13 protein-coding genes are annotated in these 12,924 nt (G+C 75.3%); 2 read left to right on the top strand and 11 right to left on the bottom strand.

Going from position 1 to position 12,924, the window contains the following annotated elements; all coding sequences use genetic code 11:
* From U5M74_RS06555 to U5M74_RS06540, 4 genes are all read right to left on the bottom strand, one after another.
* On the bottom strand, positions 1–792 hold a 792-nt coding region (locus U5M74_RS06555; protein WP_410907269.1), incomplete at its 3' end, for a TrmH family RNA methyltransferase.
* A 29-nt stretch (positions 793–821) separates the two neighbouring features.
* A complete protein-coding gene (cysS, locus tag U5M74_RS06550; protein WP_410907267.1) occupies positions 822–2,270 on the bottom strand; it encodes a cysteine--tRNA ligase in 1,449 nt (482 codons plus the stop codon).
* An 80-nt stretch (positions 2,271–2,350) separates the two neighbouring features.
* On the bottom strand, positions 2,351–3,628 hold the full coding sequence (locus U5M74_RS06545) for a low temperature requirement protein A (RefSeq protein ID WP_410907265.1): 1,278 nt from the start codon (positions 3,626–3,628) through the stop codon (positions 2,351–2,353).
* 72 nt (positions 3,629–3,700) lie between these two features.
* A complete protein-coding gene (locus tag U5M74_RS06540; RefSeq protein ID WP_410907263.1) occupies positions 3,701–4,936 on the bottom strand; it encodes an alanine racemase in 1,236 nt (411 codons plus the stop codon).
* 57 nt (positions 4,937–4,993) lie between these two features.
* Here U5M74_RS06540 and U5M74_RS06535 point away from each other — a divergent pair, with 57 nt between their 5' ends.
* A complete protein-coding gene (locus U5M74_RS06535; RefSeq protein ID WP_410907261.1) occupies positions 4,994–6,382 on the top strand; it encodes a D-arabinono-1,4-lactone oxidase in 1,389 nt (462 codons plus the stop codon).
* On the opposite strand, the gene U5M74_RS06530 is transcribed toward U5M74_RS06535, so the two are convergent.
* The 4 genes from U5M74_RS06530 to U5M74_RS06515 are packed head-to-tail and all read right to left on the bottom strand — an operon-like array spanning position 6,340 to position 8,972.
* Positions 6,340–7,176 carry a TetR/AcrR family transcriptional regulator gene (locus U5M74_RS06530; protein WP_410907259.1) on the bottom strand — a complete coding sequence of 279 codons (837 nt, stop codon included), beginning with the start codon at positions 7,174–7,176 and terminating at the stop codon, positions 6,340–6,342. The genes U5M74_RS06535 and U5M74_RS06530 overlap by 43 nt on opposite strands.
* Positions 7,173–7,691, bottom strand: coding sequence for a 2-C-methyl-D-erythritol 2,4-cyclodiphosphate synthase (gene ispF / locus U5M74_RS06525; RefSeq protein WP_410907257.1), 519 nt, complete (start codon positions 7,689–7,691; stop codon positions 7,173–7,175). The genes U5M74_RS06530 and ispF overlap by 4 nt, the downstream gene beginning before the upstream one ends.
* The gene (gene ispD / locus U5M74_RS06520) at positions 7,688–8,443 is read right to left on the bottom strand and encodes a 2-C-methyl-D-erythritol 4-phosphate cytidylyltransferase (RefSeq protein WP_410907255.1); all 756 of its coding nucleotides are present in this window, start codon (positions 8,441–8,443) and stop codon (positions 7,688–7,690) included. Before ispD ends, ispF begins: the two co-directional genes overlap by 4 nt.
* A gap of 46 nt (positions 8,444–8,489) precedes the next feature.
* Positions 8,490–8,972: a CarD family transcriptional regulator gene (locus U5M74_RS06515; RefSeq protein ID WP_069983350.1), complete on the bottom strand. Its 483-nt coding sequence runs from the start codon at positions 8,970–8,972 to the stop codon at positions 8,490–8,492.
* Between the two features lie 306 nt (positions 8,973–9,278).
* On the opposite strand from U5M74_RS06515, the gene U5M74_RS06510 reads away from it, so the two are divergent.
* Entirely contained in the window at positions 9,279–9,896 is a 618-nt protein-coding gene (locus tag U5M74_RS06510) for a hypothetical protein (protein WP_410907253.1), read from the top strand.
* A 197-nt stretch (positions 9,897–10,093) separates the two neighbouring features.
* On the opposite strand, the gene pstB is transcribed toward U5M74_RS06510, so the two are convergent.
* Genes pstB through pstC form a run of 3 tightly spaced genes read right to left on the bottom strand, consistent with a single transcriptional unit; the run spans position 10,094 to position 12,868 of the window.
* Entirely contained in the window at positions 10,094–10,873 is a 780-nt protein-coding gene (pstB, locus tag U5M74_RS06505) for a phosphate ABC transporter ATP-binding protein PstB (RefSeq protein WP_410907251.1), read from the bottom strand.
* A 28-nt stretch (positions 10,874–10,901) separates the two neighbouring features.
* A complete protein-coding gene (pstA, locus tag U5M74_RS06500) occupies positions 10,902–11,864 on the bottom strand; it encodes a phosphate ABC transporter permease PstA (protein ID WP_410907249.1) in 963 nt (320 codons plus the stop codon).
* On the bottom strand, positions 11,864–12,868 hold the full coding sequence (gene pstC / locus U5M74_RS06495; RefSeq protein WP_410907247.1) for a phosphate ABC transporter permease subunit PstC: 1,005 nt from the start codon (positions 12,866–12,868) through the stop codon (positions 11,864–11,866). Before pstC ends, pstA begins: the two co-directional genes overlap by 1 nt.
* Between the last annotated feature and the right edge of the window lie 56 nt (positions 12,869–12,924).

Here is a 12,924-nt window from a genome sequence, read left to right as displayed (position 1 = left end):
CACCTCGGTGTCGCCGCCGCCGTCGAGCCCGACGACGAAGCAGCCGGCCTTCTTCAGGTCGCCGAGCGCGCGGGTCAGGTTGGTCGCGCGGGCCACCGGCACGTGCGCGGCGGCGCCGGCCGAGACCTTCCACGCCGAGGCGGTGACGCCGGCCGCGCGCCGCTCGGGCACCAGCACGCCGTGCGCGCCGAACGCGCCCGCCGAGCGCAGCACGGCGCCCAGGTTGCGCGGGTCGGTGACCCCGTCGAGCGCGACGATCAGCGCCGGGCGGCCGGACACCTCGGCGGCGTCGAGCAGGTCGTCGACGTCGGAGTACTCGTAGGGCGGCACCTGCACGGCCACGCCCTGGTGCACCTGGCCGTCGGTGAGCCGGTCGAGCTCGGGCTTGGTGGTCTCCAGCAGCGCGAGCCCGCGGCCCGCGGCGATCTGCAGGATCTCGCGGGTGCGGTCGTCGTGGTCGATGCGGCTGGCGACGTACAGCGCGGTGACGGGCACCTCGGTGCGCAGCGCCTCCAGGACGGCGTTGCGGCCGGCCACCACCTCGGCGCCGTCGGTGGCGCGGCGCGTGCCGCGGGCGACGCCCTTGGCAGCGCCCTTGCGCGCCTCGGCCGCCTTGCGCCGCTCGGCCTCCTGCTTGCGCTTGTACGCGACGTGGTAGGTGCGCTCCTCCGCCTTGGGCGTGGGGCCCTTGCCCTCCAGCGCCTTGCGGCCGTGCCCACCGGTGCCGACCTGGGCGCCCTTCTTGGAGCCCGCCTTGCGGGTCGCGCCGGGGCGCCGGGTGTTGCCTGCCATGTGTGGTCCTCGGGAAGTCGGTTCGTGGTTCAGTCGGCCAGGGTCCAGCGGGCGCCGTCGGGCCCGTCCTGGACGACGACGCCCGCCGCCGCGAGGCGGTCGCGGATGGCGTCGGAGGTGGCCCAGTCCTTGGCGGCGCGCGCCGCGGCGCGCGCCTCGAGCTCGGCCGCGACGAGCGCGTCGAGCGCCACGCGGGTGGCGTCGTCCCCGCTCGTCGCGGTCGCCCAGTGCGGGTCCTGCGGGTCCAGGCCCAGGACGTCGAGCATCGCCCGCACGGCGACGAGCCCGGCGCGCACCGCGGCGTCGGCCTCCGCGCCGGCCGGCTGGGCCAGCGCGGTGTTGCCGGCCTTGAGGTGCTCGTGCACGACGGCGAGCGCGGCGGGGGTGTTGAGGTCGTCGTCCATCGCGGCGGCGAACGCCTCGGGCAGCTCGGCCTTGGCGACCTCGTCGCGCGGCACGGCGCCCACGCGCTCGGTGGCGCGCTGGACGAACCCGGTGAGGCGGTCCCACGTGGTGCGGGCATCGTCGAGCGTGTCGGGCGCCCACTCGAGCATGGAGCGGTACTGCACCGACACGACGGCGTAGCGCACCACGGGGGCGGGCGCGGCGGCGAGCACGTCGGCCACCAGCAGCCCGTTGCCCAGCGACTTGCTCATCTTCACGCCGGACTGGGTGATCCAGGCGCTGTGCATCCAGCGCCGCGCGAACGGGTAGCCGGCCGCGCGGGACTGGGCCTGCTCGTTCTCGTGGTGCGGGAACCGCAGGTCCAGGCCGCCGCCGTGGATGTCGAACTCGTCGCCGAGGTAGCGCTGCGCCATGGCGGAGCACTCCAGGTGCCAGCCGGGCCGGCCGCGACCCCACGGGGTGTCCCACGCGGCGGTCGCCGGCTCGTCGGGCTTGGCGGCCTTCCACAGCGCGAAGTCGTGCGGGTCGCGCTTGGCCGCGGCGGGGTCCGCGGCGTCCGCGTCGTCGGCCGGCTCCGGGGCGAGGTCCTCGAGCCGCTGGCGGGTGAGCTCGCCGTAGGCGGGCCAGGAGCGCACGTCGAACCAGACGTTCCCGACGCCCGTGGAGTAGGCGTGCCCGCGCTCGACGAGCCGCTGCATCAGCTCGATCATCTGCGGCACGTGCTGCGTGGCGCGCGGCTCGTAGGTCGGGGGCAGCACGCCGAGGGCGTCGTAGGCGGCGGTGAACACCCGCTCGTAGTGGGCGGCGTGCGCCCACCACTCCACGCCGGCCGCGGCGGCCTTGGCGATGATCTTGTCGTCGATGTCGGTGACGTTGCGCACGAGGGTGACGCGGTGGCCGGAGCGCTCGAGCCAGCGGCGCAGCACGTCGAAGGCGACCGACGGGCGCAGGTGGCCCACGTGCGGAGGCGCCTGCACGGTCGCGCCGCAGACGTAGATGCCGACCTGGCCGGGGGTCCGGGGCACGAAGTCGGACACCTCGCGCGTGGCGGTGTCGTAGAGGCGGAGAGTCACCCGACCAGGGTACCGGGACGGGGCGCGCCGGCGGCGGGCCGGACGGCGCCGCCCCGGGCCTCACCGGGTCTCACCGGGCCTCACCGGGCGAGCATCTGCGTCAGGTGGCGGTGGCCCACGGTCTCGAACCCGACGACGGTGATCGCCGGGGCGAGCATGACCAGCAGCAGGGCCCACGCCATGGGGGCGCCCAGCGCCACGGCGACGACGGCCGCGACGAGCGTCAGCACCGCCCCGCCCACCAGCCAGGAGTGCAGCAGGTCGAACGAGCGCAGCAGCACCCAGAAAAGCAGGTAGTCGGCGACGACGAACGCCAGCACGGGCAGGGCCACCGCCAGCACGCTGCCCACGGGCCCGATCACCGAGTGCCCCTCGAGGGCGTACGCCACCACGTGCAGCCCCGCGCCGACGCCCACGAGCGCGGCGAGCACCACCATGTGCCCGTACCCCCACGGGAAGGCCCGCTCGCGGTGGCGGTCCAGCACGTCCCCGGACGGGGTGATGTAGTACGTCCACCACAGGCCGAAGGTCAGGCCGATCCCGGCGACGGCGACTCCCACGGCGTCGATCGTCCACCCGGACTCCTCGACGACGGCCGACAGCGACGCGACGGTCCCGATGACCCCCTCGCCGAGCGTGATGATCGCGAGCAGCCCGTACCGCTCGGCGATGTGGTGCGGGTGCCAGGGGGTCATCCCCTCGGCGTCGGCGGCGACGCGCCGCTCGGCCACCCACGGCCCGATCATCTCCACGACGACGAGCGCCGCCCCCGCGGCGAAGAAGACGGCGACGCCCACCGGCGCGACCGCGAGCGCCAGCCACCCGACCTGCGCCACGACGAGCGCCCAGGCGTAGGCGTGGCAGGTGCGCCGGTACCGCGGCGCCTGGCGCGCGGCCCGCAGCCACTGCACCAGCATGGCCAGCCGCATGATGACGTACCCGGCCACCATGACCTCGTTGTGCACCCGCTCGCCCTCGTCCAGGGAGGCGAACATCTCGGGCAGGCCCAGGGCCAGGACGACGACGCCGACCATCTGCGCCATCGTCGTGACCCGGTAGACCCAGTCGTCGGTGTCGAACGCCGAGGCGAACCAGGAGAAGTTGATCCAGGCCCACAGGATCGCGAACATCGAGAACGCGAAGCCCAGGACGCCGGACCCGACGTGGCCCTCGGCCAGCAGGTGGGCGGCCTGCTCCCCCGCGGTGCCGAAGGCGACCACGAAGGCGAGGTCGAAGAGCAGCTCCAGCGGCGTCGCCGCACGCCCGGGCTCCTGCGGGTCGCGGCCGCCCATCACGCGCACACCGTGGCCGCGCGACGTCGTCGCCGTCGCGGAGCCGTGCACCGGTCCGTCGCTCATGGGCCCATGGAACACCGCCGCAGCGCCCCCTGTCAGCGGCCCGGTGCGGGTGAGGCGCCCGGGGCGTCGCGGTCAGAAGAAGGCCTGCCCCTCGCCGCGGTAGGTGGGCACGACGTCGACCACCGCGTCGCCGCGCACCAGGTGCGCGACCGCGACGTGCTCCATGAGCTCCCCGGCCTTGGCGTGGCGCAACCACACCCGGTCCCCCACGCCGAGCGGCGCGGCGCCCGGTCCGCCGGCGCGGCGCAGCGGCGTCTGCACCTCGCCCGCGCCCTCGCGCCGGGTCAGCCGCCAGCCCGGCGTCACCGGCCGCGGCAGCCGGGACGGCCCCGCCCGGCCCGAGGCCACGTACCCGCCGCCGGAGGCGGTCGCCCAGCCGGGCGCCGGCACGCGGACCACGTCGAGCCCGAGGAACGCGGCCGGGCGCGGCACGAACGCGTCGTAGCGGTCGAAGGTGGCCGGGACGAACAGGCCGCTGCCGGCGGTCACCTCGGTGACGCCGGGACCGGCCGACGACGCCTCGAGCGACCCGGTGCCGCCCGCGTTGACCAGCTCGGCCTCGCGCCCGACGGCGTCGAGCAGGGCGGCGAGCACGGCGGTGCGGCGCGCGGCGACCTCCGGCAGCGACAGCCGCTTGACCGCCCGCACGACCGGCCCGCTGTCCGGCAGCCCCGCCACCTGCGCCTCGTACGTCATGATGCCGCGCACCCGCAGGCCCGGGGTCGCCTCCACCGTGCGGGCGAGCGCCGCGACCTGCGCCGGCGTGCGCAGCGGCGAGCGGCGCGTGCCCACGTGGGTGCGCCACCGCCCGACGCCGAGGCGCAGCGAGGCGTCGACGTCGAGGCACACCGCGACGTCGGGCCCCGGTGCCGCGGCGGCCAGGGCGCCCGCCGCGCGGCGCACCTGCGCGGCGTCGTCGACCATGAGCGTGACCTCGGCCCGGGCGGCCGGGTCGCCGACGAGGTCTGCGAGGGCCGCGGCGCCGACCGCGGGGTACCCGACCAGGGCGTCGCGCACGCCGTGGCGCACGAGCCACAGCGCCTCGGGCAGCGACCCGGTCATGACGCCGGCGAACCCGGCGCCGAGGGCGCGCTCGACGAGCGGGCGCACCCGCACGGACTTGGTCGCCAGCCGCACGGGGGCGCCGCCGGCGCGGCGCAGCACGTCCGCCGCGTTGGCGTCGAAGCGGTCGAGGTCGACGACGGCGAGCGGGGCGGCGACCCGCGCCGTCGCGGCGGTGAGCCGGGCCGCGACGCCGGCGGCGGCCGGCCCCGCGAGCCGCCGCGCCCGCGGCTCCGGCGTCGTCATGGCCGCACGCTACACCCGGGCTGTGTGACCCAGGTCGCACGTGGCAGACTCACCCGGGTGAGCGAACCCCGGCTGTGGGAGAACTGGGGCCGGACGACCGCCGCCACTCCCGCGCGGCTGGCGGTCCCCCGCGACGAGGCCGACCTGGCGGCGGCCGTCGCCACCGCCGCGCGCGACGGCCTGCGCGTGCGCGCCGTCGGCGCCGGCCACTCGTTCACCCCCGCCGCCGTGACCGACGGCCTGCTCGTGGACCTGCAGCACCTGCGCGGCCTCGAGGCCGTGGAGCGGCGGCACGACGGCACCGCGCGCGTGACCGTCCGGGCCGGGACCCGGCTGTACCACCTGCACCACCTGCTGGCCGCGCACGGCCTGGCGATGACCAACCTCGGCGACATCGACCGGCAGACGCTGGCCGGCGCGATCGGCACCGGCACGCACGGCACGGGCACGCGCCACGGCGGCCTGTGCACCCAGGTGTCCGGCCTGCGCCTCGTCGGCGCCGACGGGACGCCGCGCACGGTGAGCGCCGACGACCCGCCGGGCAGCCCCGCGCGCGAGGACTTCGAGCTGTCCCGCCTCGGCCTGGGCACCACGGGCGTCGTCACCGCCGTCGACCTCGAGGTGGTGCCGTCGTTCTGGCTGCGGGCGCGCGAGGAGCCCTGGCCGCTGGGCCGCGTCCTGGAGGACGTCGAGGGTTTCGCCACCAGCGCGGACCACGCCGAGCTGTACTGGTTCCCCGGCACGCGCCGCGCCCTGACCCTGCGCAACGACCGGCTCGACCCCGACGCGGCGGCGGACTGGGCCACCGGCCGCTCCGGCCTCAAGGGCCGCCTGCGCGGCGTGCGGCAGGAGGCCCGCGACCTGGTCGACGGCGAGCTGCTGTCGAACGGGGTCTTCGAGGTGGCCAACCGGCTCGCGACGGCGGCGCCCGGGCTCACCCGCGGGCTCAACCGCCTCTCCTCGCGCGCGCTCGGCGCCCGGGACCGCGTCGGGCCGTCCTACGAGATCTTCACGCACCGGCGCCGCGTGCGGTTCCGGGAGATGGAGTACGCCGTGCCGCGCGGGGCGCTGGCCGGCGTGCTGCGCGAGCTCGACGCGTGGCTGCGGCGCACGTCGGAGCCCGTGCCCTTCCCGCTGGAGGTGCGGTTCGCGCCGTCGGACGGCGTCTGGCTGTCGCCCGCCCGCGGCCGCGACACCGCCTTCGTAGCGGTGCACCAGTACCTGCGGATGCCGTACCGGCGCTGGTTCGCCGCCGCGGAGGCGGTCTTCCTCGCCGCGGGCGGCCGGCCGCACTGGGGCAAGCTGCACCACCGCACGGCCGCCCACCTGGCCGAGCACTACCCCCTGGACGACGTCGCCCGCGTGCGGCGCGCCGTCGACCCCGACGGCGTCTTCCGCAACGGCTACACCGACTCGGTGCTGGGCCTGCCGGCCGGGTCGCCGTAGCCCTCGGCCGCGCCGGCCTGCTCGCCGTCGTCCTCCGTGTCGTCCTCCGTGTCGTCCGCCGTGTCGTCCGCCGTGTCGTCCTCCGTGTCGTCCTCCGTGTCGTCATCCGTGTCGTCCTCGGCGGCGTGACCCGCGCCGGCCAGGAGCTCCTCCACGTCGCCCTGGTCCCACGGCCGCGGCGGGCCGTCCGGGTTCACGGCGTAGGAGACCACCATCTCGGCCATGGCGTGGAACGCCTGCAGCGCGGCCTCGTCGTCGCCGTCCACGAGCCAGCTCAGCTCGATGCCGTCGTTCATCGCCGACACCACGCGGGAGAGCACGTCGACGTCGATGCGGTAGACGACGCCGGTCGCGCGCGCCGCGCCCTCGACGATCCGGCGCACCAGGATCACCGAGGCGTCGAGGTGCGCGAGGGCGGTGGGGTGCAGCGCGGGGTTGCGCGCGCCCGTGGTGGCGATCTCCAGCAGCAGCAGCCGCGTGGAGCGCCAGCGCTTGAGCCCTGCGAGCAGCGCCTCGGCGCACCGGTGCACGAGCGTGCGGAAGTCGAGCCCGGCCTCGGCGCCCTGCTGGAGCGCGCCGTTGATCTGCTCGGACGCCTTGACGGCGATCGAGTGCCCCATGGCGTCGAGCAGCTCGTCCTTGTCCTGGAAGCAGTAGTGCACGGTGCCCAGCGACACGCCGGCCTCCTGGGCCACCGCCCGGACCGTCACCGCCTCGACGCCCGCGTGCGCGGCGACGCGCAGCGCCGCGTCGACGAGCTGGGCGCGCCGCTCCGCGAGCGGCTTGCGGCTCACGAGGCCACGGCGACGACCAGCGCCGTCGCCACCGCCGCGACGCCCTCGCCGCGGCCGGTCAGGCCGAGCCCGTCCGTCGTCGTCGCCGTCACCGAGACGGGGGCGCCGACGGCGTCGCTCAGCGCGGCCTGCGCCTCGTCCCGGCGCGGGCCGATCTTGGGCCGGTTGCCGACCACCTGCACCGCGACGTTGCCGATCTCGAAGCCGGCGGCGCGCACGCGGCGCGCGGCCTCGGCGAGCAGCACCGTCCCGGCCGCGCCCGCCCACCGCGGCTCGCTCGTACCGAAGTGCGAGCCGAGGTCGCCGATGCCGGCGGCGGAGAACAGGGCGTCGGCGGCCGCGTGGGCCGCCACGTCGGCGTCGGAGTGGCCGTCGAGGCCGCGCTCGCCCGGCCAGCGCAGCCCGGCCACCCACAGCTCGCGGTCCGAGCCCTCGGGCGCGAACGCGTGCACGTCGACGCCCACGCCCGTGCGGGGCAGGGTCCGCGCCTGGCCGCCCGTCCGGTCCGCGGTCATGCCACCAGTCCCGCGTAGAGCGCGGCCAGGTGCATGTCCCGCTCGGTGGTGATCTTCATGGCCGCCTCGTCGCCCGGCACGACGACGACCCGCTCCCCGAGCGCCTCCACGAGCCCGGCGTCGTCGGTGGCGGCGAGGTGGTCCGCCGCGGCGCGGGCGGCGCCGGCGGCGTGCGCGCGCACCAGCAGGGCGCGGTCGAAGCCCTGCGGCGTCTGGACGGCCCGGAGCAGGGCGCGCTCGGGCGTCCCGGTCACGGCCTCGACCGTGCCCGCCGCCCTCTCGCTCCCGTGCGCGCTCGCCGCGTCCTGCTCGCCCCCGGACACGGTCTTGATCGTATCGACGACCGGCAGACCAGGCACGACGGCCCCGTGGCCCGCCCGGACGGCGGCCACCACGCGCCGCACGAGCGCGGCGGGGGCGAAGGGGCGGGCGGCGTCGTGCACCAGCACCACGTCGACGTCGTCGCCGGCGCGGGCGAGGCCCGCGGCGACGGACGCCTGGCGGGTGGCGCCGCCGTCGACCACCTCGAGCGGCAGCCCGACGAGCGGGTCCGCGGTCAGCAGGTCGCGGACGGCGGCCGCGGCGCCGGCGGGCGCGGTGACGACCAGGCGGTCGACGACGCCGGCGGCGGCGAGGCGGCGGGCGGCGTGCAGGACCAGGGGCACGCCGTCGAGCTCGACCAGCGCCTTCGGGAGGTCTCGACCGAGGCGCGTGCCCGAGCCTGCGGCGGTCAGGATCGCGAGGGTGCTCATCACAGGGCTCCGCCCCGGTCGCGACGTGCGACCGGGGCGGGGACGGTCAGGAGGCGAGCACCTCGTCGAGGATGGCCTCCGCCTTCTCCTCCTCCGTGTGCTCGGCCAGCGCGAGCTCGGAGACGAGGATCTGCCGGGCCTTGGCCAGCATGCGCTTCTCGCCCGCGGACAGGCCGCGGTCGGCGTCGCGGCGCGACAGGTCGCGCACGACCTCGGCGACCTTGATGACGTCGCCCGACGCGAGCTTCTCGAGGTTCGCCTTGTACCGGCGCGACCAGTTCGTCGGCTCCTCGGTGTACGGAGCGCGCAGCACCTCGAACACCTTGTCCAGGCCCTGCTGGTCGACGACGTCGCGCACGCCCACCAGGTCCACGTTCTCGGCCGGGACCTCGATGGTGAGGTCGCCCTGGGCGACCTTCAGCTTGAGGTACATCTTCTCTTCGCCACGGATCTTGCGCGTCTTGATCTCCTCGATCAGCGCGGCACCATGGTGCGGGTAGACAACCGTCTCGCCTACTTCGAAAGTCATCTGCAGATGTCCCCTTTCCCAGTGACCGAGTCTACCATGAGCCGCTTCCCGACCCTCCGGACGGCCACCCCCGGGCACCCTTGAGATACCGGCGTTTTCGCAGGTCCGGACCCCGTCGACGGCCGCCGACGGGGCACCCCGCGCCCCACGTCCCGAGCGCCCCGATCCGGCACTAGGATGAGCCGGGGCAGCCGCCCCTCCCGCAACCCCCGCACGGCCCGTGCACGCCGCGTCGCCACGGTGCCGGGCCGGGCCCCCGGGCAGCCGCCCGCCGGCCCACGACCGTCGAGCCCCAGGAGTGAGCACGTGTCCCGCACCGCCCGTCCCGCCCGCACCGCCGCCGTCGCCGCCGCCGTGGCGGCCGGGGCCCTGACGCTCGCGGCGTGCTCCCCGACCGAGACGATCGAGCCGTACGCCCCGTCCGACGGCAGCCGCGTCGACATCAACCCGAGCCTGCGCGCCGTGAACCTCATGGTCGTCACGCCCGAGGAGGACGCCGTCGGCGCGCTGCAGGGCGGCCTCGTGAACAAGACGGCCGAGGACGTCACCTACACGCTCACCGCCGAGGGCGCCTCGCCGGTCACCGTGCCCGTGCCCGCGCACAGCACCGTCTACCTCGGCACCCAGGGCGGCGTCCCGGCCGAGCTCGACACCGTCGCCGGGGAGCCCGGCACCACGATCCCGGCCTCCCTCGAGGTCGCGGGCGTGACGCAGGAGTTCGCCCTGCACGTCTTCGACGGCACGCTGCCGGAGTACGCCGCCGTGCTGCCGACGCCGTCGCCGGCCGCCTCCGGCCTGCCGACCGGCGCCGCGCCGTCGCCGACCGCGTCCGACCCCGTCGGCACGGCCGAGTCCGAGAGCACGGACCAGGACGAGACGGCGTCCGACGGCGAGAGCGTGCCGCCGAGCGACACGAACGAGTGACGGCGGCCTGACGCCCGCCTCGGCCGCTCCACCGCAGCCGCCGAGGCGCGGGCGTCAGGACGTACGACGAAGGGGCCGGGCTCCCGCGGGAGGCCGGCCCCTTCGTCGTCGCCCGGCACCTCGTGCTGCCGGGTGCCGCCGGGTGCCGCCGGGTGCTGCAGGGTGCGCTGCGGCGGCGCCTGTGGCGCCGCCGGCGGTCACCCGAAGCGGCCGGAGACGTAGTCCTCGGTCGCCTGCTCGCGTGGCGAGGAGAAGATCGTCGCCGTGTCGCTCATCTCGATGAGACGGCCCGGCTTGCCGGTGCCCGCGATGTTGAAGAACGCGGTGCGGTCGCTCACGCGCGCGGCCTGCTGCATGTTGTGCGTGACGATGACGATCGTGTAGTCGTTCTTCAGCTCGTGGATGAGGTCCTCGATCGCCAGCGTGGAGATCGGGTCCAGGGCCGAGCACGGCTCGTCCATGAGCAGCACCTGCGGCTTCACCGCGATGGCGCGGGCGATGCACAGACGCTGCTGCTGGCCGCCCGAGAGGCCCGAGCCGGGCCGGTCCAGGCGGTCCTTGACCTCGTTCCAGAGGTTCGCGCCCTGCAGGGACGACTCGACCAGGTCGTCGGCGTCCGACTTGCTGATGCGCTTGTTGTTCAGCTTCACGCCCGCCAGCACGTTGTCGCGGATCGACATCGTGGGGAACGGGTTGGGCCGCTGGAACACCATGCCCACGTTGCGGCGCACCGCCACGGGGTCCACGTCCGCGCCGTAGAGGTCCACGCCCTCCATCTCGACGGTGCCCTCGACGCGGGCGCCGGGGATCACCTCGTGCATGCGGTTGAGCGTGCGCAGGAACGTCGACTTGCCGCAGCCGGAGGGGCCGATGAAGGCGGTGACGGACTTCGGCTCGATGGTCATCGAGACGTCCTGCACGGCGAGGAAGTCGCCGTAGTAGATGTTGAGGTCCTTGACGTCGATGCGCTGGGCCATCGGGGTCTCGCTTTCTCGTTCTCGGGTCTCAGCGCAGCTTCGGCGCGAACAGACGGGTGACCAGGCGGCCGATCAGGTTGAGCAGCATCACGATGAGGATCAGTGTGAGCGCGGCCGCCCAGGCCCGCTGGTAGTTGATGTCGACGATGCAGCCCGCCTGGTCGGGGCGGCAGGGCACCAGGCCCTGGCTGAACTGCCGGAAGACGTACACCGGCAGCGTCATCATGCGGCCGTCGAAGAGGTTGGAGTTGATCGAGTCGGACACGCCGGCCACGATCAGCAGCGGCGCGGTCTCGCCGATGACGCGGGCGATCGAGAGCATCACGGCGGTGGCCAGGCCGGCCACCGAGGTGCGCAGCACCACCCGCACGACGGTCAGCCACTTGGGCACGCCGAGGGCGTAGGACGCCTCGCGCAGCTCGTTCGGCACGAGCTTGAGCATCTCCTCGCTCGAGCGCACCACCACGGGGATCATCAGCACCGACAGGGCGATGGACCCGATGATGCCGGCGCGGACGCCCGGGCCGAGGAAGAGGGAGAACAGCGCGTAGGCGAACAGGCCGGCGACGATCGACGGGATGCCGGTCATGACGTCGACGAAGAAGGTCACCGACCGGGCCAGGACCCCGCGGCCGTACTCGACGAGGTAGATCGCCACCAGGATGCCGATCGGCACCGAGATCACGGCGGCGCCCAGGGTGATGAGCACGGTGCCGAGGATCGCGTGGTACGCGCCGCCCGCGTCCATGCCGCCGAAGACGCCGCGCATGGAGTTGAGCAGGAAGTAGCCGTCGAACCGCTCGGCGCCGCGGACGACGACAGTCCACACGAGCGACACCAGCGGGGCGATGGCCAGCAGGAAGGCGCCGTAGACGAGGACCGTCATGAGGCGGTCCTTGCGCCGGCGCGCCGGGTCGGCGCCCTTGAGCAGGGCGCGGGTGCGCTCGACGGCCTCCGGGGCGCCGGTGGCGGCGGCGGTGGTGGCGCTCATCAGTTGGCTCCCGAGAAGTCCTTGCGGCGCGCCACGATCCAGCGCGCGAACATGTTGACGGCCAGCGTGATCACGAAGAGCGCCAGGCCGGTGGCGATCAGCGTGTTGACCCCCAGGCCGGAGGCCTCGGGGAAGTCGGCCGCGATGAACGCCGCGATGGTCTGCTGCTGGCCGGCGGCGAGGATCTTGAACGAGTAGAGGAACCCGGGCGACAGGATCATCAGCACGGCCATGGTCTCGCCGAGGGCGCGGCCCAGGCCCAGCATGGCGGCCGAGACGATGCCCGAGCGGCCGAAGGGCAGGACCGCCGTGCGGATGACCTCCCAGCGCGTGGCGCCGAGGGCGAGCGCGGCCTCCTCGTGCAGGCGCGGCGTCTGCAGGAACACCTCGCGGCACACGGCGGTGATGATCGGCAGGATCATCACGGCCAGCACCACGGCGACCGTGGCGAGGTTCCTGCCGGTGGCCGAGACCTGGCCCGAGAACAGCGGGAACCAGCCGGCGACGTCGCCGAGCCACGCCCACACGGGCTTGAGCACGTTCTGCCCCAGCACCAGGAAGCCCCACAGGCCGAAGACGACCGAGGGCACGGCGGCGAGCAGGTCGACGACGTAGCCCAGCGCCGAGGCGAGCCGCCGCGGCGCGTAGTGCGAGATGAACAGCGCGATGCCCACGGCGACCGGCGTCGCGATGAGCAGCGCGAGCGCCGCGGCGAGCAGCGTGCCGAAGACGAGGGGCCCGGTGAAGCTCAGCAGCGACTGGCCCTCGCCGAAGCGGTTGACCGCCCCGCTGAGCTCGTCGCTGCTCGCCGTGATCGCCGGCAGCGCCTGGCCCACGAGGAAGATCGCGACGGCCGCGAGCACGGCCAGGATGACGACGCCGGCGCCGGTGGCCACCCAGCGGAAGACGCGGTTGAAGCCCCGGTCCGTCGTGCGGGGGCGACGGCGCCGTGGCGGCCGGGGGGCGGCCGGCTCGATGTCCGGCGGGGTGACGGTGGAGGTCACGCGGGCTGCTCCTCAGGAGGGCTTGCTGGTGTGCTCACGGCTGTGCCGGCGGCCGG

Origin of the sequence: Puerhibacterium sp. TATVAM-FAB25 (assembly GCF_046535855.1) — a bacterium.
Lineage (GTDB): Bacteria > Actinomycetota > Actinomycetes > Actinomycetales > Cellulomonadaceae > Puerhibacterium > Puerhibacterium variabilis_A.
The sequence above is the reverse complement of the archived record's forward strand: the minus strand, read 5'-3'. Positions and strand labels throughout refer to the sequence as shown.